Here is a 21,187-nt window from a genome sequence, read left to right on the forward strand (position 1 = left end):
TCAAGGGATATTAGGGATAAAAGAAACCCATTACATGACAAGCAAGGACGATTTGAAAGCGCTCTTCATGGAGCATTACGACAGGATGTATCTGCTGGCACGGGTCATGCTGCACGATGACGAGGAGAGTCGCGACGTAGTGAGCGACGTGTTCGCCCAGATTGCCGAGCGGATGCAGACTGCTGGGCAGGTCCCGGAGACGGACGGCATCGACCTGCGTCCCAAGACTGCCAAGAGCTACCTGCTGACCTGTGTGCGGAACCGATGCCTGAAGGTCATCCGTGCCAAACAGGTAAGACTGCGCGCCAGGAAACTTCTGCAACTGGATGACGGCATCGAGATGATACCCATCGAGGCACAGACCGATCATCTGACAGAAGTGCTCCGCTACAGCGAACAGACATTCACTCCGCAGACCCTCCACGTGTTCCGGTTGCGCTATCAGCAACGGAAGAAGTATACGGAGATTGCTTCGGAGCTGCAGATCAGTGAGGTGGCTGTCTACAAGCACCTCGCCCAGGCACTAAAAAAGATCAAACAGCATTTTTGCCAAGTCACAACACTTTAATCCCTAATAGCGATGGATAAAACAGAAAAACTTCTAAGGATGATGGAACATCCGGAATTGTATAGCGACGAGGAACTCCGCGAGTTACTCAGCGACGAGGAATGCCAGGAACTCTACGACGCCATGCGTCTCAGTGCAGATGCCTTTGAGATGGAAGATGCCAGAAAGAAACTGGCCGACGGTCTGAAGGAAGAGGAATGGGCTAGACTCGAAGGAAAGTTGAGCCCCCAGGACTCTAATACGAAGATTCGCCAACTCTTCAGTTCTACCAAGAAGATCGCGGCCATCTTCATCGGGCTGCTGATGCTCTCAGGCATCGCCTATGCCGCCATTCATCTATGGAGCACCGGTCAGCGCACGACATCCACAGAAGAGGAGAGACAGCAGACCGTCGTCACGACAAGCTCCACCTCTATGGAGCACTCGGAAGAGGTTACCGACAGTATCTCGCAGACCCGTATCTTCGAGGATACATCCCTCGACGAGATTGTCAACGAGTTGGGCGCCTATTACAAGAAGGAGGTCGATATCCAGAACACCCAGGCACACGAGCTGCGGATATTCTACAAGTGGAACCGTAAGGACAACCTCGAGGAGATTGTCAGCGACCTGAACCACTTCGACCATGTGAACCTCGCCATTGAAGACGACAAACTGATTGTAAAGCCATGACAACCATGATGAGAAAGATCTTTTTCCTGCTGTCACTGTGCATAGCAGTCGGCACCATCCATGCCCAGAAGATAACACGTAGCTATCAGAGAGAGTCACTGAGTCGTGTCCTCGAAGACATCAACGCAGCCACAGGGCAATACGAGATATCATTCGTCTATAACGACCTCGAGGACTTCACCGTCACCTGCCACTTCGAGCGCCTCAGCCTTGAAGAGGCACTGATGAGGGTCGTGGGCTTCTACCCCGTTCGCATTGTCAAAGACGGCGCCAAGATATTCGTGGAGTGTACCCACAAGACAGAACGTCACCTGAAAGGACACCTTGTCGACGAGGGCGGACAACCGCTATCCTATGCCAACGTCTCTCTGCTCAATCCCGCCGACTCCGCCCTTATCGGTGGCGGCGTGACCAACGAGAACGGCGACTTCGTCATTCCCACCGAGGCCTACCGTGTCGTTGTCAAATGCTCCTTCGTGGGTTACAAGACCGCCTGGCGCAACTGCGAGGTGGGTGACCTCGGTACGATCCAACTACTACCGGCCCAGTACACCATCAAAGGGGTCACCGTCGAAGGCACACATATCATGAACTATGTCGACAAGTCCGTCCATACGTTCTCCCATGAGCAGATCAGACAGGCCCGCCATGTACACGACCTGTTGGAGCATGTGGAAGACCTGAGGATCGACCCCCTCAGTAATAAGATCAAGCGTATCGACGGCGGCAACGTGAAGATTCTGCTCAACGGCATCAGCGCCTCGGATATCGACCTCATAGGCATCCCAGCCAACAAGATCGCCAAGGTGGAATACTACAATATCCCCCCCGCCCGCTATGCCGACGCCGGCACGCTCATCAATGTCATCACAAAGAAACTGGATAATGGTGTGAATGCAGGTATTGATAGTAGGGCGGCCTTCACGACAGGCTTCACCGACGACGAGGCGTACCTCAACCTCACATCAGGTAACCACCAGTTATCACTCTCCTACTGGTTCAGTCTCAGGGAATACACCAAACGATTCGGCGAGCGGACGTGCGACTATCTCCTCAACGGAGAGCAGACCCACTATGAGAGTCTTTCGCGCGATAAGTTCGGCTATAGAGATAACAACCCTGTCATCAAGTACACTTACAACAAGCCCGACGATATAGCCGTGCAGATAACGGCCACCCCGTACTTCAATACATATCACGATCATGGTACTAAAGACATCGAGATCCTTTCTGCCAGCACCAGAACGAAAGGCGAAGGAACGTTCAATGGCAAGAGAAACACATTCGGTCCCAGTCTGAATGTCTATCTTCAGAAGACCCTTCCCAAGAATCAGGAACTCGCCATCGACCTGCTAGGCACCTATTATCACGGTAAGTCTAAGGATGAGAAGGAGGAGATCGACCTCAGCGACAACAGCAGCCTACTTTCTGACAAGGTAAACCAGAAGAACAAGAAATACTCCTTCATCGGTGAGCTGGCCTACACCAAGAAGTGGGAACAGGGAAGCCTCAGCCTCGGTTATCGCGGAAGCTTTGGTCGTTCGAAGGCCACCATCAGTAACGTTCTGTCCGACTATGAGGACTATGACTACGCCTCGGCCAGCTATCAGCACTATATGTATGCAGAGTATAGCGGCACATGGAAGAAGCTGATGTATCGCATCGGAGCCGGTGCCACGCAGGTGACACAGGACAATGACGATGCCCACGACTCCCACTGGCTCTTTACGCCGAAACTCATCCTGAGCACCAACCTCTCAAAGAAGATGAGTCTTCAGTGGGAAACCACATCATGGTCATCAATACCGACCATCTCCCAACTCAGCAACAATGCGAGCCTGTTCATCCCCGGTGTCATGAATGTGGGCAATCCATCGCTGAAGAGCTACAACAACTACTCGTCGGCACTATACCTCCGATGGAACCTCAGTTGGCTGAATGCCACAATAGGTTTGGGCTATAATTATAGTGACTCGCCCATCAACAAATACTATACGGAGCAGGAGATCAATGGAGAGAAATACATTGTTGGAATGATGGAGAATGCCAACTATTCGTCGGACGCAGGTGGATTCGCCCGCCTGAACATCAAGCCCTTCAAGAACGACCTGCTGACTATCTATCTGCAAAACGACGTCGTATACCAGACCGTGAGCAGCCCGATCATCGGACAGTATCACCATACGTATGCGCCATTCTACTATAGCATCAGATTCAGGAAAGGCTGTTGGGGAGCCAGCTATAGCGGCAAGATTGTGTCGAAGCAACTGTGGGGCTCAACCCTTGACGCGGGAGAGAATGTGTCTGACCTCACCGTGTTCTGGCAGAAGAAAGGCTGGCGGATCTATGCCACCGACCTCTGGTTCCTCAGCCGTTCACGGTACTCTTCCAACAGTCTGCCAACAAGCATCCTGCAAAGTACCAGCAAGACATGGATCAACGACAACAAGTCGATGTTTGTCATTGGCTTCAGTTACGACTTCTCCAGCGGTAAGAACCTGAAGCTGAACCGCAAGCTGCAGAACAAGGATACCGATACGGGTGCCTTCTAACCGAAGGGCACCGCCATATGATAACCCTGCGACATCGTCTTGATACCAGCCATCCGGAACACGAAAAGACCGGCGCCGGTAACGACGAAGAGACCAGGCCTTAAATAGTAAAACAACTTGTTTTACCTTCGTTAAGATAGTCTTTTACCAACAAAGAAGCTATCTCTTTCAAGGTAAAACAAGTTGTTTTACTGTTAAGAAGATTATCTCTTTCTCTTGATACCCCCTACTACATCATCGTTATCGATGCTATGTAGGTTACTTCTTGAGTCGTTCGATGCTCATCTCAAACAACTGCTGGACGAAATCATCCTTGGTTTTGTTTGTCAGTTTCCGGATCTCTTTGATGACCAGTTCCTTCTCCGCATCGTCCAGTTCGTCTGCTTTCTTGCAGAGATTGTAGATACGTGATGCATAAACGTTTGCCGCTGTCCCTTCGGGATTCTTCAGGAAAAGGTTCTTATAGTTATTGAAATTACTCAACCAGTCTCCGAAGACGACGTCGAAGGGGTTACCCACATTACCAACGTCGATACTGCGATCTACGGGAGCAGAGGTGATCGAATCCGATGGGGGTGTTGCTGTCAGAACGGAACGTAGTCGGCGCTCAAACAAGAGTCTCGGGTCGTCCACATTAATCTCTTTGCCATTGACGATGATCTTGCTGATCCTGTGAGCACGGCTCTGCTGGGAGAGCGCATATGTGATGGCCAGGCGGACTTGCGTTCTCTCGCCTTTCTCCGCCCATTCCAGGGCATAGGCATAGCGATGCTTCTTCTCGGGATCGTCCTTGTCGAGGAAGCAGGCATAGATAAACTCTGAGCCGTCAATCGCTCCGATAGCCACAGGCTGGCCACCTTCGCCAACTGCCAAGGCAGTATAATTATCGCCGACTTTACTACCAGACCTGACATGATATGCCGAATCCTTGTCTTTCTCAAAAGCCTTCCGGACATCATTGATACGGCCGAGACCGGTAGCAGTGGATACTGTGAAGTCATAGACATCGGCCTGTTCGATCTTCCTTCCCGTTTCAGAATCGACTTCCAGACTGTGCTGTGTCTTGATTTCAACCTTCTCTTCGTTCAGCAGTGCATCAAAAGCCTTTTGTATGTTCTGCTGCGCCATCATGGCTGAAGGCAGTGCCGTCAGCATGGCTGTGAGGATCATGACTTTACTCTTCATATGCGTAATAATCTGTTTGTTCGTTAATATATATAATGGTACCATCTTCTTGTGTTACTGGGATATAGCCGTAGGCGGCAAGCTGTGCCTCGATCACCTCCATCTGGCATTCGGTCAACTGCTGCTCTGCCTCCTGTTGCTCCTTGACAACCTGAGCCATCTGGGTGTAGACCTTGTCGTAGTCGTGGATGGTAGGCTGTACCTTACGCAGGCCTTTTTTCTTCGACTGCATCGGCTGCACTTCTTCCTGACGCAGAGAGGTCGTGTCGGTTTGCTGTATCGGCGATACCACCGCCGTATCCGTCTGTGCCACCAAAACCTGTTTATCAGGCGAGGCGGTCTGCTCGGACGGGATGGCCAGATAGAGCACGCCTGCCACGACGGCAGCTGCCACGCTCCAGCCTATCCACCGTCGACTGGCCCTCGACTGGGGTGCCACCGTCTCAGGCGAGACGGCCGAGGTCTGTTCGATCTCCAGGAACAGTTGCCGATAGTCTTCCCACTCCTGAGGAATGTCTTCGCCCCGGAAGTAGCCTACGAGGATATCCTCCTCTTCCAGTGTGGTCATGCCGTCCATATATTTGTCCAGCAGACTCTTGATATATGCCTTCGTGTAATGTATCATATCTGGTTCCTCCGTTTGATTTCTTCTAACATTGTTCGTCGAGCCTTTGCGAGCAGCGTACTGACTGAGGTGATCTCGATGCCCAGCAACGTGGCAAGTTCTTCGTGACTCTTACGCTCCACCTGTCTCAGATACAGTAAGGTGCGCTGTGTGGTGGGCAGTTGTTGGAGTCGGGCCGTCAGCCACTCGTCGTTCTCCTTGGTTTCCAGTTCCTCGTGCGGACTGGTATTGAAGCCTACCACGACGGCCTCGTTCAGTGTTTCCGACGGTCGCCGTCGCTGACGGTTCCTTAGCAGGTGTTTCGCCATCAGGACCACTATGGCCTCCGTCGAACGAAAGCGCTCCAGTTCGTCGTGCATCTGCCACAGACGGAGCATCACATCCTGTGCGATGTCCTCTGCCTCATCTGCGCCCGCCCCATAGTGCCGACTCACCTCAAGGGCCTTCTGCCGCCACGAGCGGGCTTCTTGTTCGAATGCACTTCTTTCCATTCTTTACTTACGCTTTACACTTACCAGACACACCGGTCCATAAAAACCAAACTTTAATTAACTTACCTTAACATATCTACCCTTTCTTCTCTATCATAGACTTAGGAGGGATTATCGGTGTAAAATTACAAAATACATTCTATTATACCATTTATTATACCATGGTTTTTAGCTTTTTTATGTTTCTCTGCCGACAGCGACAGGGATGGTGGGCATCATAGAGGAAGGTTCAATAAATTTGGTACTACCGTTCGGAAAACACCAAATAAATTTGGTTTTTCGCTCACTTATTCGTACCTTTGAACTTCATTCGAAAGTACTACCGTTCGGAAAACACCAAATAAATTTGGTTTTTCGCTCACTTATTCGTACCTTTGTCGTCTGAAAAAAGCTAAACCGACATACAATTATGGAAAAGAAATTCAGACAGGGCACGCTCTGCGTGCAGGCAGGCTATAAAGCCAAGAACGGAGAACCGATCGAGGTTCCCATCATCCAATCGACCACCTTCAAGTATGACGACTCCGACGAGATGGCGAAGTTGTTCGATCTGGAGAAAGAGGGCTATTTCTATACCCGCCTGCAGAACCCGACGAACGACGCTGTGGCCGCTAAGATCGCTACCCTCGAGGGCGGCGTGGGTGCCATGCTGACTTCCAGTGGACAGGCAGCCAACTTCTACGCCATCTTCAATATCTGTCAGGCCGGCGACCATTTCGTGACTTCCAATGAGATCTACGGCGGCACATACAACCTCTTCGGCGTGACGCTGAAGAAGCTCGGCATCGACTGTACGTTCATCTCCCAGGATGCCAGTGAGGAGGAGATCCAGGCCGCCTTCCGTCCGAACACGAAGGCGCTGTTCGGCGAGACCATCTCGAACCCCGGCTGTGCCGTGCTCGACATCGAGAAGTTCGCTAGGATTGCCCATAAGAACGGGGTGCCCCTGATTATCGATAACACCTTCGCCACGCCCGTGAACTGTCGTCCGTTTGAGTGGGGCGCCGACATCGTCACCCACTCCACCACGAAGTATATGGACGGTCTGGCCACACAGGTGGGCGGTTGCGTCGTCGACAGCGGTAACTTCGACTGGATGGCTCATGCCGACAAGTACCCCGGTCTCTGCACGCCCGACGAGTCGTACCATGGTCTGACCTACGTAAAGGCCTTCGGTAAGATGGGTTATATGACGAAGCTCGTAGCCCAGCTGATGCGCGACCTCGGTTCGATTCCCGCTCCGCAAAACTCTTTCCTGCTGAACATGGGTCTGCAGACACTCCACCTCCGTATGGCGCAGCACTGCAAGAACGCACAGAAGGTGGCTGAGTTCCTGCACGACAACGAGAAGGTGGCATGGGTACACTACTGTGGTCTGAAGGATGATCCCCACTATGCTCTGGGACAGAAGTACCTGCCCAACGGCTCATGCGGTGTTATCGCCTTCGGCCTGAAAGGAACACGAGAGACTGCCGTCAAGTGGATGGACTCGCTGAAGATGATCAATATCGTGACCCACGTGGCCGATGCGCGTACCTGTGTACTCCATCCCGCCAGTCACACCCACCGTCAGCTCAGCGACGAGCAGTTGCTCGAGGCTGGTGTCGCCCCCGATCTGATTCGTCTCTCCGTGGGTATCGAGGACGTGGAAGACATCCTCGACGACATCAAGCAGGCTCTGGCTCAGATTTAACAAAATGTAACTTAACAGGAAAAATATTCGGTATTTCCCTTGGAGCATATCGATATTTTTCCTATTTTTGCGTCATCTAAGATAACATTTTGTAACTAAAGACGATTGACGCTATGGAAGTTGAGAAGATCATGCAAGCCTTGGAGCAGAAGCATCCGGGCGAGTCAGAGTACTTACAAGCAGTAAGAGAAGTGCTGGAATCAATCAAGGATGTGTATAACCAACATCCGGAGTTTGAGAAGGCAAAGATTATAGAACGTATCGTGGAACCCGAGCGTATCATCACGTTCCGTGTGCCCTGGGTCGATGATAAGGGCGAGATACAGGTGAACCTCGGTTACCGCGTACAGTTCAACAGCGCCATAGGACCGTACAAGGGCGGTCTGCGCTTCCACTCATCCGTCAACCTCAGCATCCTGAAGTTCCTCGGATTCGAACAGACCTTTAAGAACGCCCTCACGACGCTGCCGATGGGTGGCGGTAAGGGCGGCTCCGACTTCAGTATCCGCGGTAAGAGCGACAATGAAGTGATGAAGTTCTGTCAGGCATTTATGACCGAGTTGTACCGTCATATCGGTCCCGACGAGGACGTGCCGGCAGGCGATATCGGCGTAGGTGCCCGTGAGATAGGTTACCTGTTCGGCCAGTATAAGAAGCTGACCCACCAGTTCCAAGGTGTGCTCACCGGTAAGGGCATGGAATGGGGCGGCTCTATCCTTCGCCCGGAGGCGACCGGCTACGGAGCCCTGTACTTCGTGAACCAGATGCTCACAGAGCATGGACTCGACATCAAGGGTAAGACCGTTGCCCTCAGTGGTTTCGGCAATGTGGCCTGGGGCGCTGCGAAGAAAGCTACCGAGCTCGGTGCGAAGGTTATCACGATCAGCGGTCCCGACGGTTATATCTACGACCCGGCAGGTCTCGACGCAGAGAAGATCGAGTATATGCTTGAGCTTCGAGCCAGTGGTAACGACGTGTGTCAGCCCTACGAGGAGGAGTTCGACGGTGCCACGTTCTTCGCTGGCAAGAAGCCTTGGGAGCAGAAGGCCGATATCTACCTGCCCTGTGCTACCCAGAACGAGCTGAACGGCAGTGATGCCGACCAGATTCTGGCCAACAAGCCGCTCTGCGTGGCTGAGGTATCGAACATGGGCTGTACGGCCGAGGCTGTGAACAAGTTCATCGCCGCCAAGCAGTTGTTTGCCCCTGGCAAGGCTGTGAATGCCGGTGGTGTGGCCACCTCGGGTCTGGAGATGACACAGAACTCCATGCGCCTCGCCTGGAGCAGTGAGGAGGTGGATCAGCGCCTGCATCATATCATGTCGAGCATCCACAACCAGTGCGTGAAGTACGGCAAGGAGGCTGGCTACATCAATTACGTGAAAGGCGCCAACGTCGCCGGCTTCATGAAGGTAGCTAACGCCATGATGGCGCAGGGCGTTGTGTAGCTCGGCGAAGCCAAGGTACAAAAGACGCCAGAATCACGGCGTTGTGTAGCTCGGCGAAGCCAAGGTACAAAAGACGCCATCAAACTGAATGAATATCAAACCATATATTGCATTCATCGCATTCCTATTCAGCTTTACCGCTCTGCAGGCCCAAACGCAGAGCGGTAATGCCTCGTTCTATGCTAAGAAGTTCACAGGCCGTCGCACGGCCAACGGTGAACGGATGCATCATGACAGTCTGACGTGTGCCCACCGCACCTATCCTTTCGGCACATTGTTACGGGTCACCAACCCGGCCAACGGCAAGCAGGTCATCGTCCGTGTGACCGACCGCGGTCCGTATGTCAAGGGAAGGATCATCGACCTCTCAGCACGTGCCGCCAGAGAGATTGGCATCCTTGCCCAAGGTATCGCCCCCGTCATCGTGGAGCGCTACAGTTCTCCTGTGATCCCCTTCAAGCCTGAGGAGAACATCGATCTGCCGGAGATGGAGATGGGCGCCAACGAAGGTGCCGACACGAAGCCTCTCTGGATGCTACTAAAAGAGAGCCGTGACCAGCAGGCCAAAGAAGAGGCCCTGGCTAAACAAGAATCACAAGCTAAACAGGAGAATCATGCCAGACAGAAGACGGTCGTCAAGCACGACAATCCGACGACACACGCCACCAAGGCCGGCACCCATGACGATCTGAAGGAGATCAACAACAAGCCCAACCGTTCGAAGGCATACATGAAACGCTATAGGAAATAAAAAGCAAGCAGGCAATAGGATTCTATCGCCTGCTTGTTTTAATGGTGAACTCCTGTGTCTGCGAGTTCACTTCTCTGTTACCCTGAAATACTCCGACGCGTATCACCGCGTCACCGTCGCGCAGACGGTCGTCGGCCTTAAGGACCGCCGTATAGCGGATGCCCTTTCCTGGCCGAATACTCTCAACAAGCACGTTCTCCGAGATACGTATGTGACGGTTGCCTGTCACCTCTGCTACCGACGGTTGTACTCGGTAGACTGTCTCAGACGAGGTGTTGAAGACCTCGAACACCACCATGGCCTCTTCGCCACGGTTCAGCACACCGTCACGGTTTTTGTCGATAACACGGGCATGACGAATCTCCAGTACAGAGGTGTTCGCGGGCGTTACCGTACTGCTAAGATCCTCGCCAAACCCATAGAGACGATCGTCCCCGCTGTTTGTACTGTCGAAGCCACTCTCATCCGTATAACCATCGTCATAGCGACGCTGGTCGGGGCGCGCCTCCTCATATCTCTGACGACGTGCCGCCCGGTAGTCCTCATAACGGCGCTGCTGCGCATCGTCGGCAGCCGCACCGATGACTGCTCCGACAGCCGCACCACCAGCCATACCAATCAGCGTACCGACATCACTGCCCCGGGGACCACCCGTGATACCACCGATAGCAGAGCCGATGATTGACCCGAAGGTGCCACCCGTATAGGCTCCCTCCGCCGTATAAGTACCACAACTGCTAAGCAGCAGCAAGGCACCAACCGATAAAACCAATGTCTTCCTCATGACCGATACATTTTAATAATTCACGGTGCAAAGATAATCATTCCCCACCAATAGTTCAAAGGGAATTTCCCCATAAAACCATAGGGGAAACCCTACCATATGCCTCTTGACTCTCATCTTCACATACGACATATGGATGCATGAGGGCGAATAACAATCACGACTCGCCCTCGTCTGGATGACAACAGGAGCATATGTCACGGAACAAAAAAGCCCGCATCCTTGTGGGATGCGGGCTTCTCTATAAAGAGTGTGAGATTATTCAGCCTTTGCCTCTTCTGCGGCAGGAGTCTCAGCAGCAGGTGCCTCCTCAACGGGAGCCTCTGCCTTTGCCTCCTCAGCGGCGGGAGCCTCTGCGGGAGCAGCCTCAGCCTTAGGAGCGGCCTTACGAGAACGACGGGTCGTCTTCTTCTTGGTCTCCTTGGCCATAGCCTCGTCGAAGTCTACGAGCTCGATGAAGCACACCTGAGCAGCGTCGCCCTGACGTGTACCGAGCTTAATGATACGGGTGTATCCACCGGGACGGTCGCCTACCTTCTGGGAAACGGCTCCGAAGAGTTCCTTGATAGCTTCCTTGTTCTGGAGGTAGCTGAATACGACACGGCGAGAGTTGGTGGAGTCTTCCTTTGCCTTTGTGATCAGGGGCTCCACATACTTCTTGAGGGCCTTAGCCTTTGCGACGGTCGTAGTGATTCTTTTGTGCATGATCAGAGAGACAGCCATGTTAGCGAGCATGGCGCTGCGGTGAGATGCAGTACGACCGAGATGGTTGAATTTCTTATTATGTCTCATTTTTGTTCTTTACTTTTATTGGGCATTCGGTAGTCTCAACGATTACTCCCTGTCCAGTTTATACTTTGAAATGTCGGTTCCAAACGACAGATTCAGACTCTCGAGCAAATCATCAAGCTCAGTGAGCGATTTCTTACCGAAGTTACGGAACTTCAAGAGGTCGGTCTTGTTGTACTGTACCAGATCGCCAAGTGTCTCGACATCGGCTGCCTTGAGGCAGTTGAGGGCACGAACAGAGAGGTTCATGTCTACGAGACGTGTCTTGAGCAGCTGGCGCATGTGCAGGATCTCCTCATCGAACTCCTGATTGCCCTCCGTGTCGTTGTTCTCGAGCGTAATCTTCTCGTCGGAGAACAGCATGAAGTGGTAGATGAGGATCTTGGCTGCCTCTTTCAGTGCATCCTTCGGGTGGATGGAACCGTCCGTCGTCACTTCAAGCACGAGCTTGTCGTAGTCGGTCTTCTGCTCGACACGATACGGCTCAACAGCGTACTTGACGTTGCGGATCGGAGTGTAAATAGAATCGATTGCAATTACATTCACGTCGGTGCAGAACTCGCGATTCTCATCAGCGGGTACATATCCGCGACCTTTGTTGATTGTAAGATCAATCTGCATCGATGCCTTGGAATCTAAATGACAAATCACCAAATCGGGATTCAGCACCTCAAATCCAGTCAGATACTTGCCGATGTCTGCGGCTTTGAATTCGGTAGAATTCTCGACCGTGATACTGACTTTCTCGTTCTCGAATTCTTCTACTACTTGCTTGAACCGAACTTGCTTCAGGTTCAAGATAATGTTGGTAACATCTTCCTTTACTCCAGGAACTGAAGAGAACTCATGCTCAACACCAGCGATACGGATGGTGTTGATGGCATAACCCTCCAGCGAAGAAAGAAGGATGCGGCGCAGGGCGTTACCGATGGTTACACCGAAGCCAGGCTCCAAAGGACGAAACTCGAACTTGCCGAATTTGTCGTTGGCCTCCAACATTACGACTTTATCAGGTTTTTGAAATGCTAATATCGCCATTAATTTAAATGATTTTAGTTCTTAGAGTACAACTCAACGATTAACTGTTCCTTAATGCTCTCAGGGATATCGGCACGCTCCGGCTTGTGCAGGAACTTACCGCTCTTAGAGTTCTCATCCCATTCGATCCAAGGGTACTTGCTATGGTTGAAACCAGCAAGGGCAGCCTCAATCACCTCGAGAGACTTTGACTTCTCACGAACAGCGACGACCTGACCGGGCTTCACACTATACGAAGGGATATTAACTACCTGGCCATCTACAGTAATGTGCTTGTGACCCACGAGCTGACGAGCAGCTGCGCGAGTAGGAGCAATACCCAGACGGAACACTACATTGTCGAGTCGGCTCTCCAGCAACTGGAGAAGCACCTCACCGGTGATACCCTCAGCCTTGGCTGCCTTCTCAAACAAATTACGGAACTGACGCTCAAGTACTCCATATGTATACTTGGCCTTCTGCTTCTCTGCCAGCATGACTGCATACTCCGACATCTTACGACGACGGTTGTTGCCATGCTGTCCCGGGGGGAAGTTCCTGCGGGACAAAACTTTGTCTGCGCCGAAGATGGGCTCACCAAAACGACGCGCAATTTTTGATTTCGGTCCTAAATATCTTGCCATAATTTAATAAAAAAATGTTCAATTGAATGTTCAATCCTGAATATTATACGCGACGACGCTTCGGAGGACGACATCCGTTGTGCGGCAGCGGAGTAACGTCTACAATCTCCATAACCTCGATTCCTGCACCATGGATGGCGCGGATAGCGGACTCACGGCCGTTACCCGGACCCTTCACGTAAGCTTTCACCTTGCGAAGACCTAGGTCGTAGGCAACCTTAGCGCAATCCTCGGCTGCCATCTGAGCAGCGTACGGAGTGTTCTTCTTAGAACCGCGGAAACCCATCTTACCAGCTGACGACCAAGAGATAATCTGACCCTCGTCGTTTGCCAGTGAAACGATAATATTATTGAAAGAACTGTGTACGTGGAGCTGACCGATAGCGTTCACTCTCACGTTTCTTTTCTTGGAAGTGACTGTTTTCTTTGCCATAATTCTCAAATCTTTTAGATGTTCAACTTAGAATTACTTCGTAGCCTTCTTCTTGTTAGCAACAGTCTTCTTCTTTCCCTTACGGGTACGAGCATTATTCTTTGTGCTCTGACCACGAACAGGAAGACCATTACGATGACGGACTCCACGATAGCAACCAATATCCATCAGTCGCTTGATATTCAACTGGATCTCGCTACGGAGATCACCCTCAACTTTGAATTCAGCGCCGATGATTTCACGGATCTTGGCTGCCTGGTCGTCAGTCCACTCGCTGACCTTCAGGTCGCGGCTGACACCTGCCTTATCCAATATCTTTGCTGAACTACTTCGACCGATACCATAGATATAGGTCAATGCGATTTCGCCACGCTTATTCTGGGGCAAATCTACTCCAACAATTCTTATTGCCATTTGTTAATAAAAGAAATAAAAAAATTTAGTTTAAATTTCGAAATTCCGCTAAAAAGCATGCAAAGGTACGAAGATTTTGCCAAACCTCCGCCATTTTATGCTTATTTAACATTAACCCTGACGCATCTTGTACTTAGGGTTCTTCTTGTTGATAACGAACAGGCGGCCCTTACGACGCACAATCTTGCAGTCTGGGGTACGCTTCTTCAATGATGCTCTTGTCTTCATATTAGTTCCTTTTGTTTATTTGTATCTGAATACAATTCGTCCCTTTGTCAGGTCATACGGACTCATCTCGACCTTGACCTTGTCGCCGGGGAGGATTTTGATATAGTGCATTCTCATCTTACCAGAGATATGCGCAATAATCTGGACTCCATTCTCTAATTCTACACGGAACATCGCGTTCGACAGCGACTCGACGATAGTTCCGTCCTGCTCAATAGCGGATTGTTTTGCCATACTTAACTTTAAATATCGTTATACTTGACCTTCTATGCTTTCTGCTTCCTCGAACGAAGACAGGATCTCAGCCTTGCCTCGGCGAACGGCAATCGTGTGCTCGAAATGAGCAGCGGGTTTACCGTCCTGCGTACGGATAGTCCAACGGTCCTGATCCATCCAGATGGCGCGATCTCCCATCGTGACCATCGGTTCGATGGCAAGGCACATACCGGCTTTCAGCATGACACCATTCCCCCGACGTCCATAGTTGGGTACCTGCGGATCCTCGTGCATCTCCCGACCGATGCCATGACCTGTAAGCTCACGAACGATGCCGTAGCCTTGGGCCTCGCAATGGTCTTGGACCGCACTGCTGATATCGCCCAGATGTTTTCCTGCCACCGCATTCTCTATACCGAGATAGAGCGCTTCCTTGGTCGTCTTCAACAGTTGTCTCAACTCTTCGGAGACTTCACCGACACAGAACGTGTAGCAAGAGTCGCCATTGAAACCGTTGAGGAGTGTACCACAGTCGATAGAGATGATATCTCCGTCTTTCAGGATCGTCTCCTCGTTGGGGACACCGTGTACCACCACATCGTTTACCGATGTGCAGATACTGGCAGGAAACGGCCCTCCATATGGATTGGGGAAACCCTTGAACGTGGGAACGGCACCATGATCTCTGATGAACTCGTCCGCTATTCTGTCCAACTGGAGGGTCGTTACTCCAGGTTTTATATGCTTTCCTAATTCGCCAAGTGTCTTACCAACGAGTTGGTTTGCCTGGCGCATCAGGTCAATCTCATCTTCAGTCTTCAGGAATATCTTCATAGAAGATTAGTATGCAGCCATTCCGCGGCCGTGGATACGACCAGAACTGAGCAAACCGTCATAGTGGCGCATCAGCAGGTGGCTCTCGATCTGTGCCAGTGTGTCGAGCACGACACCGACGAGAATCAGCAGTGACGTTCCACCGAAGAACTGAGAGAACGCGTCTTGTACATTCAGCAGGCTTGCAAAAGCAGGCATAACGGCGATGAAGGCGATGAACAGAGAGCCCGGCAGGGTGATGCGAGACATCACGGTGTCGATATACTCAGCGGTATCCTTACCCGGCTTTACACCAGGGATGAAACCGTTGTTACGCTTCATATCTTCTGCCATCTGTGTCGGATTCAGCGTGATAGCCGTATAGAAGTACGTAAACGCGATAATCAGAATCGCGAAGATGACATTGTACTGCCAACTGTGATGATCCATCAATGCGTGGGGAATCAAGGTACTCTCAGATGTCAGCCACTGAGCGACAGACAGAGGAACGAACATGATAGCCTGTGCAAAGATGATTGGCATCACATTGGCGGCGAACAACTTCAAGGGGATGTACTGACGAGCACCACCCACCTGTTTGTTGCCTACAATACGCTTCGCATACTGTACGGGCACCTTGCGGACGCCTTGTACCAGAACGATAGCTGCGCAAACAACAGCATAGAGAATGATAATCTCAGCAAGGAACATCACCAGTCCACCACCTGTGATAGCTGTGAACCGAGAGGTCACCTCCTGGATGAATGCCTGAGGCAAACGGGCAATGATACCGACCATGATGATCAGTGAGATACCATTTCCTATACCCTTATCCGTAATGCGCTCACCAAGCCACAGGATGAACATACTACCTGCAGCGAGAATGATAACGGCGGGCAGCATGAAGGTCGACCAAGAAATACCCGAGGCAAGAGCCTGACCTGCCTGCATCTTCAGGTTAATCAGATAACCTGGAGCCTGGAACAGCAGGATAGCCACTGTCAGATAACGGGTATAGGCACTGATCTTCTTGCGCCCACTCTCACCCTCGCGCTGCATCTTCTGTACATAAGGCACAGCGACTGCGAGGAGCTGCATTAAGATAGAAGCTGTGATGTATGGCATGATTCCCAGTGCGAAGATAGACGCATTGGAAAATGCACCACCGGAGAACATGTCAAGCAGCGACATCAGACCGCCGGCAGTCTGCGACTGCAACTGGCTCAACATGGCCGGGTTGATACCTGGAAGTACCACAAACGAGCCAAAACGATAAATCGCCACAAACAGGAGCGTGATCAGGATGCGCTGGCGCAGATCCTCGATCTTCCAAATGTTCTTCAGTGTCTCTATTAACTTCTTCATCTTACAGTTTAGATTTTTGTTGCGTTACCACCTACTGCCTTGATAGCCTCTTCAGCAGCCTTTGAGAAAGCATTTGCCTCTACGTCGACCTTGGCCTTCAGCTCACCATTGCCCAGAACCTTTACCAGTTCCTTACCGTTAGTGAGACCAGCAGCCACGAGCTCTTCGATACCGATCTTAGTGAGGTTCTTGGCCTCAGCAAGCTTCTGAAGTGTAGAGAGGTTAACCGCAAAGAACTCCTTGTGGTTGATGTTCTTGAAGCCACCCTTCGGCACACGGCGCTGGAGAGGCATCTGACCACCTTCGAAACCAATCTTTTTCTTATAACCAGAACGAGCCTTGGCACCCTTGTGACCACGGGTAGAAGTACCGCCCAGACCAGAGCCTGTTCCGCGACCGATACGACGACGTGAGTGGGTAGAGCCTTCTGCCGGCTTTAAATTATTCAGTTTCATATTCGAATCTTCTTTTAATTGTTATTACTCAACTACGGTCACCAGATGATGTACCTTGCGGATCATACCACGGATAGAAGGATTGTCCTCTACCTCAACAACCTGGGAGATCTTGCGCAGGCCGAGAGCCTCAAGCGTGCGCTTCTGGTCTACCGGATAACCGATCTTACTCTTAATCTGCTTTACCTTAATTGTTGCCATAATCAAATTCTCCTTTTATCCTCTAAATACTTTTTCCATACTGATACCACGTGTACCTGCTACAGTGTAGGCATCACGCATCTGGCTCAGGGCCTCGATGGTAGCCTTCACAAGATTGTGGGGGTTAGAAGAACCCTTGGACTTAGCCAGCACGTCCTTCACACCTACGCTCTCCAGCACGGCACGCATAGCACCTCCGGCCACAAGACCGGTACCAGCTGCTGCCGGCTTCAGGAACACCTGGGCACCGCCGAAGCGAGCCTCCATCTCATGAGGGATGGTGCCCTTGAGTACAGGAACCTTTACGAGATTCTTCTTGGCAGCCTCAACACCCTTGGCAATGGCTGCTGTAACCTCACCAGCCTTACCCAGACCCCAGCCGATGATGCCGTTGCCGTCACCGACAACAACAATGGCTGCGAATGTAAAGGTGCGACCTCCCTTTGTTACCTTGGTAACACGGTTGATGGCAACCAGTCTGTCTTTCAACTCTACGTCACTATTTACTTTAACTTTGTTCATTGCCATAATCGTTTAGAATTTAAGTCCACCTTTACGTGCTGCGTCTGCAAGAGACTTTACACGGCCGTGATAAAGATAGCCGTTACGGTCGAAGACCACGGTGCTTACACCAGCCTCCTGAGCCTTCTGGGCTACCAGCTCGCCGACCTTCTCAGCCTGCTGGATCTTCGGCATAGCCTCGAGACCCAGAGAGGATGCAGATGCGAGTGTTTTACCTTCCAAATCATTGATCACCTGAGCATAGATCTGCTTGTTGCTGCGGAAAACGCTCAGACGAGGACGCTCGGCTGTGCCGAATACGTTCTTACGAATTCTATATTTGATCTTAATTCGTCTTTCTACTTTCTTCGTTGTCATAATCTTCAATCAATTAAAGTTACTTAGCTGATGCTGACTTACCCGACTTACGACGGATAACCTCACCCTTGAACAAAATACCCTTTCCTTTATAAGGCTCAGGCATGCGGAAAGAACGAATTTTAGCGCAAATCAGACCGAGCAGCGCCTTGTCGCAAGACTCCAGGATGATCTGAGGATTCTGGTTACGCTCAGACTTGGTCTCCACCTTAACCTCCTTCGGGAGCTGGATGAAGATCGGGTGAGTATAACCGAGCGCGAACTCGATGATGTTACCCTGGTTGGATACACGGTAACCTACACCGACGAGCTCCAGCTCTTTCTTGTAACCCTCGCTCACACCTACAACCATGTTGTTGACAAGTGCACGATAGAGACCGTGGAAAGCCTGCTTCTGCTTAATGTTCACAGGGCTGTTCTCGTCAATCTCAAATACAATATGACCATCTTCGACCTTCATCTTAATCGAAGCGTCGACTTTCTGTGAAAGTTCTCCCTTGGGACCCTTGACGGTTACGATGCCGTCCTTATCCTGAGAAACGGTAACGCCAGCAGGGATACTAATTGGCAATTTTCCTATTCTTGACATATGCTATCCTCCAATTAATATACGTAGCAAAGCACCTCGCCGCCAATCTTCAGGGCTGCAGCCTCTTTGTCTGTCATTACACCTTTGGACGTGGAAAGTATAGCAATACCCAGTCCGTTAATTACTCTCGGCATGTCTTTGTAACCAGTGTACTTACGAAGACCTGGTGTAGACACTCTCGTCAGGCTCTTAATGGCGTTCTCACGAGTTGCGGGGTCGTACTTCAGGGCCACCTTGATTGTTCCCTGAGGACCATCCTCAATGAACTTGTAGTTCAGGATGTAACCCTTCTCGAAGAGGATCTTAGTGATCTCTTTCTTCAAGTTAGACGCAGGAACCTCAACGACACGATGATGTGCCATGATTGCGTTTCTGAGTCTGGTCAGATAATCTGCTATTGGATCTGTCATAAAAATAATGTTTTAATTAATCGGGACTGTCCCGACAATATTAAATAATATACTATTTGCCTCTTGTGCCTGGCTCTTGGCCTTTATTAACTGCTAACAGTTAACAGCCAATTACCAGCTTGCCTTCTTCACTCCCGGAATCAGACCGCTTGATGCCATCTCACGGAACTGGATACGAGAGAGACCGAACTGGCGCATGTATCCCTTCGGACGACCCGTGATCTTACAACGGTTGTGCAGACGGATGGGGTTCGCGTTCTTGGGAATGCTCTGCAGCTTGCGGGCAGCCTCATAGGCGGCCATTGCGCCCTCTTCAGTGTTCACATCAGCGGTAGCGATGATCTTCTTCAGAGCTGCACGCTTCTCAGCATAACGGGCTACGAGCTTGGCGCGCTTCACCTCGCGGGCTTTCATTGATTCTTTTGCCATATCTCTTAATCGTTTTTAGCGTTCTTGAATGGAAGACCGAAAGCCTTCAGCAGAGCATAACCCTCCTCGTCGGTCTGAGCCGATGTAACGAAGGTGATGTTCATACCCTGAATGCGGTCTACTGAATCGATATTGATCTCCGGGAAGATAATCTGCTCCTGGATACCCAGAGTGTAGTTTCCACGGCCGTCGAACTTGCTCTCGATACCCTTGAAGTCACGGATACGGGGCAGTGCGATGCGAACGAGCTTCTCAAGGAACTCGTACATGCGCTCACGACGGAGAGTCACCATCACACCGATAGGCATCTTCTTACGAAGCTTGAAGTTGGCAATATCCTTCTTGGAATAAGTTGCCACTGCCTTCTGACCACAGATGGCACTGATCTCATTGATAGCCACGTCGATGATCTTCTTGTCCTGTGTAGCGTCACCCAGACCCTGGTTAACGACAATCTTCTTCAGGACAGGAGTCTGCATCTTAGAAGAATAGTTGAACTGCTTCTGCAGAGCCGGAGCAATCTTCTCCTTGTACTCTTTCTTTAACTGTGCTGTATTTGCCATTACTTAATCTCCTCCCCTGATTTTTTAGCGATACGAACGACCTTCTTGCCCTCGCGCTTGATGGCGACACGGGTAGCCTTGCCACTCTTCGGATCAATCAAACTAATATTCGAGATGTGAATAGGAGCCTCCATCTTCACGAAGCCTCCCTGAGGGTTCTTGGCACTCGGCTTAGCACTCTTGTTGACCATGTTCACACCTTCAACAAGTGCACGCTGCTTGTCGGTCAAGACCTTCAGCACCTTACCAGTCTTGCCCTTGTCCTCACCGGCCAGGACGATAACTGTATCGTTTTTCTTAATATTGAACTTTGCCATTTCTTGTTTCATTTTAAAATATTAAAGTACCTCAGGTGCCAAAGAAACGACTTTCATATTAACGGCACGGAGCTCACGGGCAACGGGGCCGAAGATACGGCTACCACGAAGCTCACCGGCATTGTTCAGCAGCACGCAGGCGTTGTCGTCGAAACGGATGTACGAACCATCAGCACGACGAATCTCCTTCTTTGTGCGAACAACCAAAGCCTTTGATACTGCACCCTTCTTCACGTCACTTGTAGGGATCGCGTTCTTGACAGAGACGACGATGATATCACCTACGCTGGCATAACGGCGCTTTGTTCCGCCCAATACACGGATGCAGAGAGCCTCGCGTGCACCGCTGTTGTCAGCTACTGTAAGTCTTGATTCTGTCTGTATCATAATTACTTAGCTTTTTCTACGATTTGAACTAATCTCCATCTCTTTGTCTTGGACAGAGGACGGGTTTCCATAATGAGCACGGTATCACCTACGTTGCACTCGTTCTTCTCGTCGTGTGCGTGATACTTCTTTGTCTTCTGGACAAACTTACCATAAATAGGGTGCTTCTCCTTGAACTTAGCGGCAATAACAATGGTTTTATCCATCTTGTTGCTGATAACAACACCCTGTCTTGTCTTTCTTAAATTTCTTGTTTCCATATGGACCAT

General features: G+C 50.9%; 30 protein-coding genes. 6 read left to right on the top strand and 24 right to left on the bottom strand.

The window, feature by feature from the left end; translation table 11 throughout:
• The first annotated feature begins 34 nt into the window (after nucleotides 1–34).
• Genes BMY63_RS07740 through BMY63_RS07750 form a run of 3 tightly spaced genes read left to right on the top strand, consistent with a single transcriptional unit; the run spans nucleotide 35 to nucleotide 3,792 of the window.
• On the top strand, nucleotides 35–568 hold the full coding sequence (locus BMY63_RS07740) for a sigma-70 family RNA polymerase sigma factor (protein WP_091915804.1): 534 nt from the start codon (nucleotides 35–37) through the stop codon (nucleotides 566–568).
• A 12-nt stretch (nucleotides 569–580) separates the two neighbouring features.
• Nucleotides 581–1,240: a DUF4974 domain-containing protein gene (locus tag BMY63_RS07745; RefSeq protein ID WP_091915806.1), complete on the top strand. Its 660-nt coding sequence runs from the start codon at nucleotides 581–583 to the stop codon at nucleotides 1,238–1,240.
• An 8-nt stretch (nucleotides 1,241–1,248) separates the two neighbouring features.
• The gene (locus tag BMY63_RS07750; RefSeq protein ID WP_218141887.1) at nucleotides 1,249–3,792 is read left to right on the top strand and encodes a TonB-dependent receptor; all 2,544 of its coding nucleotides are present in this window, start codon (nucleotides 1,249–1,251) and stop codon (nucleotides 3,790–3,792) included.
• A 258-nt stretch (nucleotides 3,793–4,050) separates the two neighbouring features.
• Here BMY63_RS07750 and BMY63_RS07755 read toward each other — a convergent pair whose 3' ends face one another.
• From BMY63_RS07755 to BMY63_RS07765, 3 genes are read right to left on the bottom strand one after another with little or no spacing between them, the layout of a single operon-like run.
• Nucleotides 4,051–4,977, bottom strand: a complete 927-nt coding sequence (locus tag BMY63_RS07755) for a hypothetical protein (RefSeq protein ID WP_091915810.1) — start codon at nucleotides 4,975–4,977, stop codon at nucleotides 4,051–4,053.
• Nucleotides 4,967–5,602, bottom strand: a complete 636-nt coding sequence (locus tag BMY63_RS07760; protein ID WP_091902135.1) for a hypothetical protein — start codon at nucleotides 5,600–5,602, stop codon at nucleotides 4,967–4,969. The genes BMY63_RS07755 and BMY63_RS07760 overlap by 11 nt, the downstream gene beginning before the upstream one ends.
• The gene (locus BMY63_RS07765; protein ID WP_091902137.1) at nucleotides 5,599–6,093 is read right to left on the bottom strand and encodes an RNA polymerase sigma factor; all 495 of its coding nucleotides are present in this window, start codon (nucleotides 6,091–6,093) and stop codon (nucleotides 5,599–5,601) included. The genes BMY63_RS07760 and BMY63_RS07765 overlap by 4 nt, the downstream gene beginning before the upstream one ends.
• Nucleotides 6,094–6,502: 409 nt before the next feature.
• Between BMY63_RS07765 and BMY63_RS07770 the strand changes: the two genes are divergently transcribed.
• From BMY63_RS07770 to BMY63_RS07780, 3 genes are all read left to right on the top strand, one after another.
• Nucleotides 6,503–7,786 carry an O-acetylhomoserine aminocarboxypropyltransferase/cysteine synthase family protein gene (locus BMY63_RS07770; protein ID WP_091902139.1) on the top strand — a complete coding sequence of 428 codons (1,284 nt, stop codon included), beginning with the start codon at nucleotides 6,503–6,505 and terminating at the stop codon, nucleotides 7,784–7,786.
• 113 nt (nucleotides 7,787–7,899) lie between these two features.
• Complete coding sequence (gene gdhA / locus BMY63_RS07775) at nucleotides 7,900–9,234, top strand: NADP-specific glutamate dehydrogenase (protein ID WP_091902141.1); 1,335 nt, start codon at nucleotides 7,900–7,902, stop codon at nucleotides 9,232–9,234.
• A gap of 88 nt (nucleotides 9,235–9,322) precedes the next feature.
• Complete coding sequence (locus BMY63_RS07780) at nucleotides 9,323–9,985, top strand: septal ring lytic transglycosylase RlpA family protein (RefSeq protein ID WP_091902144.1); 663 nt, start codon at nucleotides 9,323–9,325, stop codon at nucleotides 9,983–9,985.
• Nucleotides 9,986–10,007: 22 nt separating this feature from the next.
• Here the strand turns inward: BMY63_RS07780 and BMY63_RS07785 are convergent, their stop codons facing one another.
• The 21 genes from BMY63_RS07785 to rpsQ all read right to left on the bottom strand — a co-directional run bounded on the left by BMY63_RS07785 (nucleotide 10,008) and on the right by rpsQ (nucleotide 21,187).
• Nucleotides 10,008–10,769 carry a hypothetical protein gene (locus tag BMY63_RS07785; RefSeq protein WP_091915812.1) on the bottom strand — a complete coding sequence of 254 codons (762 nt, stop codon included), beginning with the start codon at nucleotides 10,767–10,769 and terminating at the stop codon, nucleotides 10,008–10,010.
• 258 nt (nucleotides 10,770–11,027) lie between these two features.
• Nucleotides 11,028–11,561 (bottom strand): 50S ribosomal protein L17, encoded by a 534-nt coding sequence (gene rplQ, locus BMY63_RS07790; protein ID WP_091902148.1) that lies wholly within the window; start codon nucleotides 11,559–11,561, stop codon nucleotides 11,028–11,030.
• A 42-nt stretch (nucleotides 11,562–11,603) separates the two neighbouring features.
• Nucleotides 11,604–12,596 (bottom strand): DNA-directed RNA polymerase subunit alpha, encoded by a 993-nt coding sequence (locus tag BMY63_RS07795; protein WP_091902150.1) that lies wholly within the window; start codon nucleotides 12,594–12,596, stop codon nucleotides 11,604–11,606.
• A gap of 14 nt (nucleotides 12,597–12,610) precedes the next feature.
• A complete protein-coding gene (gene rpsD / locus BMY63_RS07800) occupies nucleotides 12,611–13,219 on the bottom strand; it encodes a 30S ribosomal protein S4 (RefSeq protein ID WP_091842887.1) in 609 nt (202 codons plus the stop codon).
• Between the two features lie 43 nt (nucleotides 13,220–13,262).
• A complete protein-coding gene (gene rpsK / locus BMY63_RS07805) occupies nucleotides 13,263–13,652 on the bottom strand; it encodes a 30S ribosomal protein S11 (protein ID WP_091902153.1) in 390 nt (129 codons plus the stop codon).
• A gap of 33 nt (nucleotides 13,653–13,685) precedes the next feature.
• A complete protein-coding gene (gene rpsM, locus BMY63_RS07810) occupies nucleotides 13,686–14,066 on the bottom strand; it encodes a 30S ribosomal protein S13 (RefSeq protein ID WP_073207290.1) in 381 nt (126 codons plus the stop codon).
• 111 nt (nucleotides 14,067–14,177) lie between these two features.
• Nucleotides 14,178–14,294 carry a 50S ribosomal protein L36 gene (gene rpmJ / locus BMY63_RS07815; RefSeq protein WP_009160995.1) on the bottom strand — a complete coding sequence of 39 codons (117 nt, stop codon included), beginning with the start codon at nucleotides 14,292–14,294 and terminating at the stop codon, nucleotides 14,178–14,180.
• Nucleotides 14,295–14,309: 15 nt separating this feature from the next.
• Entirely contained in the window at nucleotides 14,310–14,528 is a 219-nt protein-coding gene (gene infA / locus BMY63_RS07820) for a translation initiation factor IF-1 (protein WP_004341775.1), read from the bottom strand.
• 18 nt (nucleotides 14,529–14,546) lie between these two features.
• On the bottom strand, nucleotides 14,547–15,344 hold the full coding sequence (gene map, locus BMY63_RS07825; protein WP_091902155.1) for a type I methionyl aminopeptidase: 798 nt from the start codon (nucleotides 15,342–15,344) through the stop codon (nucleotides 14,547–14,549).
• 6 nt (nucleotides 15,345–15,350) lie between these two features.
• Complete coding sequence (secY, locus tag BMY63_RS07830) at nucleotides 15,351–16,688, bottom strand: preprotein translocase subunit SecY (protein WP_091902158.1); 1,338 nt, start codon at nucleotides 16,686–16,688, stop codon at nucleotides 15,351–15,353.
• A gap of 8 nt (nucleotides 16,689–16,696) precedes the next feature.
• A complete protein-coding gene (rplO, locus tag BMY63_RS07835) occupies nucleotides 16,697–17,143 on the bottom strand; it encodes a 50S ribosomal protein L15 (protein ID WP_091902160.1) in 447 nt (148 codons plus the stop codon).
• 24 nt (nucleotides 17,144–17,167) lie between these two features.
• Nucleotides 17,168–17,344: a 50S ribosomal protein L30 gene (rpmD, locus tag BMY63_RS07840; RefSeq protein ID WP_091902163.1), complete on the bottom strand. Its 177-nt coding sequence runs from the start codon at nucleotides 17,342–17,344 to the stop codon at nucleotides 17,168–17,170.
• Between the two features lie 15 nt (nucleotides 17,345–17,359).
• Nucleotides 17,360–17,872 (bottom strand): 30S ribosomal protein S5, encoded by a 513-nt coding sequence (rpsE, locus tag BMY63_RS07845; protein WP_091902166.1) that lies wholly within the window; start codon nucleotides 17,870–17,872, stop codon nucleotides 17,360–17,362.
• Nucleotides 17,873–17,878: 6 nt separating this feature from the next.
• A complete protein-coding gene (gene rplR, locus BMY63_RS07850; RefSeq protein WP_091902169.1) occupies nucleotides 17,879–18,223 on the bottom strand; it encodes a 50S ribosomal protein L18 in 345 nt (114 codons plus the stop codon).
• A 19-nt stretch (nucleotides 18,224–18,242) separates the two neighbouring features.
• On the bottom strand, nucleotides 18,243–18,812 hold the full coding sequence (gene rplF, locus BMY63_RS07855; RefSeq protein WP_091902171.1) for a 50S ribosomal protein L6: 570 nt from the start codon (nucleotides 18,810–18,812) through the stop codon (nucleotides 18,243–18,245).
• A gap of 14 nt (nucleotides 18,813–18,826) precedes the next feature.
• Nucleotides 18,827–19,222 (bottom strand): 30S ribosomal protein S8, encoded by a 396-nt coding sequence (gene rpsH / locus BMY63_RS07860; RefSeq protein WP_091902173.1) that lies wholly within the window; start codon nucleotides 19,220–19,222, stop codon nucleotides 18,827–18,829.
• 111 nt (nucleotides 19,223–19,333) lie between these two features.
• Nucleotides 19,334–19,651: a 30S ribosomal protein S14 gene (gene rpsN / locus BMY63_RS07865; protein ID WP_091902176.1), complete on the bottom strand. Its 318-nt coding sequence runs from the start codon at nucleotides 19,649–19,651 to the stop codon at nucleotides 19,334–19,336.
• Nucleotides 19,652–19,656: 5 nt separating this feature from the next.
• On the bottom strand, nucleotides 19,657–20,214 hold the full coding sequence (gene rplE, locus BMY63_RS07870) for a 50S ribosomal protein L5 (RefSeq protein ID WP_091902178.1): 558 nt from the start codon (nucleotides 20,212–20,214) through the stop codon (nucleotides 19,657–19,659).
• Nucleotides 20,214–20,531 carry a 50S ribosomal protein L24 gene (rplX, locus tag BMY63_RS07875; RefSeq protein ID WP_091902263.1) on the bottom strand — a complete coding sequence of 106 codons (318 nt, stop codon included), beginning with the start codon at nucleotides 20,529–20,531 and terminating at the stop codon, nucleotides 20,214–20,216. The genes rplE and rplX overlap by 1 nt, the downstream gene beginning before the upstream one ends.
• A 21-nt stretch (nucleotides 20,532–20,552) precedes the next feature.
• Nucleotides 20,553–20,918 carry a 50S ribosomal protein L14 gene (rplN, locus tag BMY63_RS07880; protein WP_091902180.1) on the bottom strand — a complete coding sequence of 122 codons (366 nt, stop codon included), beginning with the start codon at nucleotides 20,916–20,918 and terminating at the stop codon, nucleotides 20,553–20,555.
• A gap of 2 nt (nucleotides 20,919–20,920) precedes the next feature.
• Nucleotides 20,921–21,187 (bottom strand): 30S ribosomal protein S17, encoded by a 267-nt coding sequence (rpsQ, locus tag BMY63_RS07885; RefSeq protein WP_091902182.1) that lies wholly within the window; start codon nucleotides 21,185–21,187, stop codon nucleotides 20,921–20,923.

Source organism: Prevotella aff. ruminicola Tc2-24 (assembly GCF_900110895.1).
Lineage (GTDB): Bacteria > Bacteroidota > Bacteroidia > Bacteroidales > Bacteroidaceae > Prevotella.

Bases quoted from the DNA above. Each gene is read 5' to 3' on its own strand.
- BMY63_RS07740 (WP_091915804.1), top strand. From the start codon at position 35: ATGACAAGCAAGGACGATTTGAAAGCGCTCTTCATGGAGCATTACGAC.
- BMY63_RS07745 (WP_091915806.1), top strand. From the start codon at position 581: ATGGATAAAACAGAAAAACTTCTAAGGATGATGGAACATCCGGAATTG.
- BMY63_RS07750 (WP_218141887.1), top strand. From the start codon at position 1,249: ATGAGAAAGATCTTTTTCCTGCTGTCACTGTGCATAGCAGTCGGCACC.
- BMY63_RS07755 (WP_091915810.1), bottom strand. From the start codon at position 4,977: ATGAAGAGTAAAGTCATGATCCTCACAGCCATGCTGACGGCACTGCCT.
- BMY63_RS07760 (WP_091902135.1), bottom strand. From the start codon at position 5,602: ATGATACATTACACGAAGGCATATATCAAGAGTCTGCTGGACAAATAT.
- BMY63_RS07765 (WP_091902137.1), bottom strand. From the start codon at position 6,093: ATGGAAAGAAGTGCATTCGAACAAGAAGCCCGCTCGTGGCGGCAGAAG.
- BMY63_RS07770 (WP_091902139.1), top strand. From the start codon at position 6,503: ATGGAAAAGAAATTCAGACAGGGCACGCTCTGCGTGCAGGCAGGCTAT.
- gdhA (WP_091902141.1), top strand. From the start codon at position 7,900: ATGGAAGTTGAGAAGATCATGCAAGCCTTGGAGCAGAAGCATCCGGGC.
- BMY63_RS07780 (WP_091902144.1), top strand. From the start codon at position 9,323: ATGAATATCAAACCATATATTGCATTCATCGCATTCCTATTCAGCTTT.
- BMY63_RS07785 (WP_091915812.1), bottom strand. From the start codon at position 10,769: ATGAGGAAGACATTGGTTTTATCGGTTGGTGCCTTGCTGCTGCTTAGC.
- rplQ (WP_091902148.1), bottom strand. From the start codon at position 11,561: ATGAGACATAATAAGAAATTCAACCATCTCGGTCGTACTGCATCTCAC.
- BMY63_RS07795 (WP_091902150.1), bottom strand. From the start codon at position 12,596: ATGGCGATATTAGCATTTCAAAAACCTGATAAAGTCGTAATGTTGGAG.
- rpsD (WP_091842887.1), bottom strand. From the start codon at position 13,219: ATGGCAAGATATTTAGGACCGAAATCAAAAATTGCGCGTCGTTTTGGT.
- rpsK (WP_091902153.1), bottom strand. From the start codon at position 13,652: ATGGCAAAGAAAACAGTCACTTCCAAGAAAAGAAACGTGAGAGTGAAC.
- rpsM (WP_073207290.1), bottom strand. From the start codon at position 14,066: ATGGCAATAAGAATTGTTGGAGTAGATTTGCCCCAGAATAAGCGTGGC.
- rpmJ (WP_009160995.1), bottom strand. From the start codon at position 14,294: ATGAAGACAAGAGCATCATTGAAGAAGCGTACCCCAGACTGCAAGATT.
- infA (WP_004341775.1), bottom strand. From the start codon at position 14,528: ATGGCAAAACAATCCGCTATTGAGCAGGACGGAACTATCGTCGAGTCG.
- map (WP_091902155.1), bottom strand. From the start codon at position 15,344: ATGAAGATATTCCTGAAGACTGAAGATGAGATTGACCTGATGCGCCAG.
- secY (WP_091902158.1), bottom strand. From the start codon at position 16,688: ATGAAGAAGTTAATAGAGACACTGAAGAACATTTGGAAGATCGAGGAT.
- rplO (WP_091902160.1), bottom strand. From the start codon at position 17,143: ATGAAACTGAATAATTTAAAGCCGGCAGAAGGCTCTACCCACTCACGT.
- rpmD (WP_091902163.1), bottom strand. From the start codon at position 17,344: ATGGCAACAATTAAGGTAAAGCAGATTAAGAGTAAGATCGGTTATCCG.
- rpsE (WP_091902166.1), bottom strand. From the start codon at position 17,872: ATGGCAATGAACAAAGTTAAAGTAAATAGTGACGTAGAGTTGAAAGAC.
- rplR (WP_091902169.1), bottom strand. From the start codon at position 18,223: ATGACAACGAAGAAAGTAGAAAGACGAATTAAGATCAAATATAGAATT.
- rplF (WP_091902171.1), bottom strand. From the start codon at position 18,812: ATGTCAAGAATAGGAAAATTGCCAATTAGTATCCCTGCTGGCGTTACC.
- rpsH (WP_091902173.1), bottom strand. From the start codon at position 19,222: ATGACAGATCCAATAGCAGATTATCTGACCAGACTCAGAAACGCAATC.
- rpsN (WP_091902176.1), bottom strand. From the start codon at position 19,651: ATGGCAAAAGAATCAATGAAAGCCCGCGAGGTGAAGCGCGCCAAGCTC.
- rplE (WP_091902178.1), bottom strand. From the start codon at position 20,214: ATGGCAAATACAGCACAGTTAAAGAAAGAGTACAAGGAGAAGATTGCT.
- rplX (WP_091902263.1), bottom strand. From the start codon at position 20,531: ATGGCAAAGTTCAATATTAAGAAAAACGATACAGTTATCGTCCTGGCC.
- rplN (WP_091902180.1), bottom strand. From the start codon at position 20,918: ATGATACAGACAGAATCAAGACTTACAGTAGCTGACAACAGCGGTGCA.
- rpsQ (WP_091902182.1), bottom strand. From the start codon at position 21,187: ATGGTCCATATGGAAACAAGAAATTTAAGAAAGACAAGACAGGGTGTT.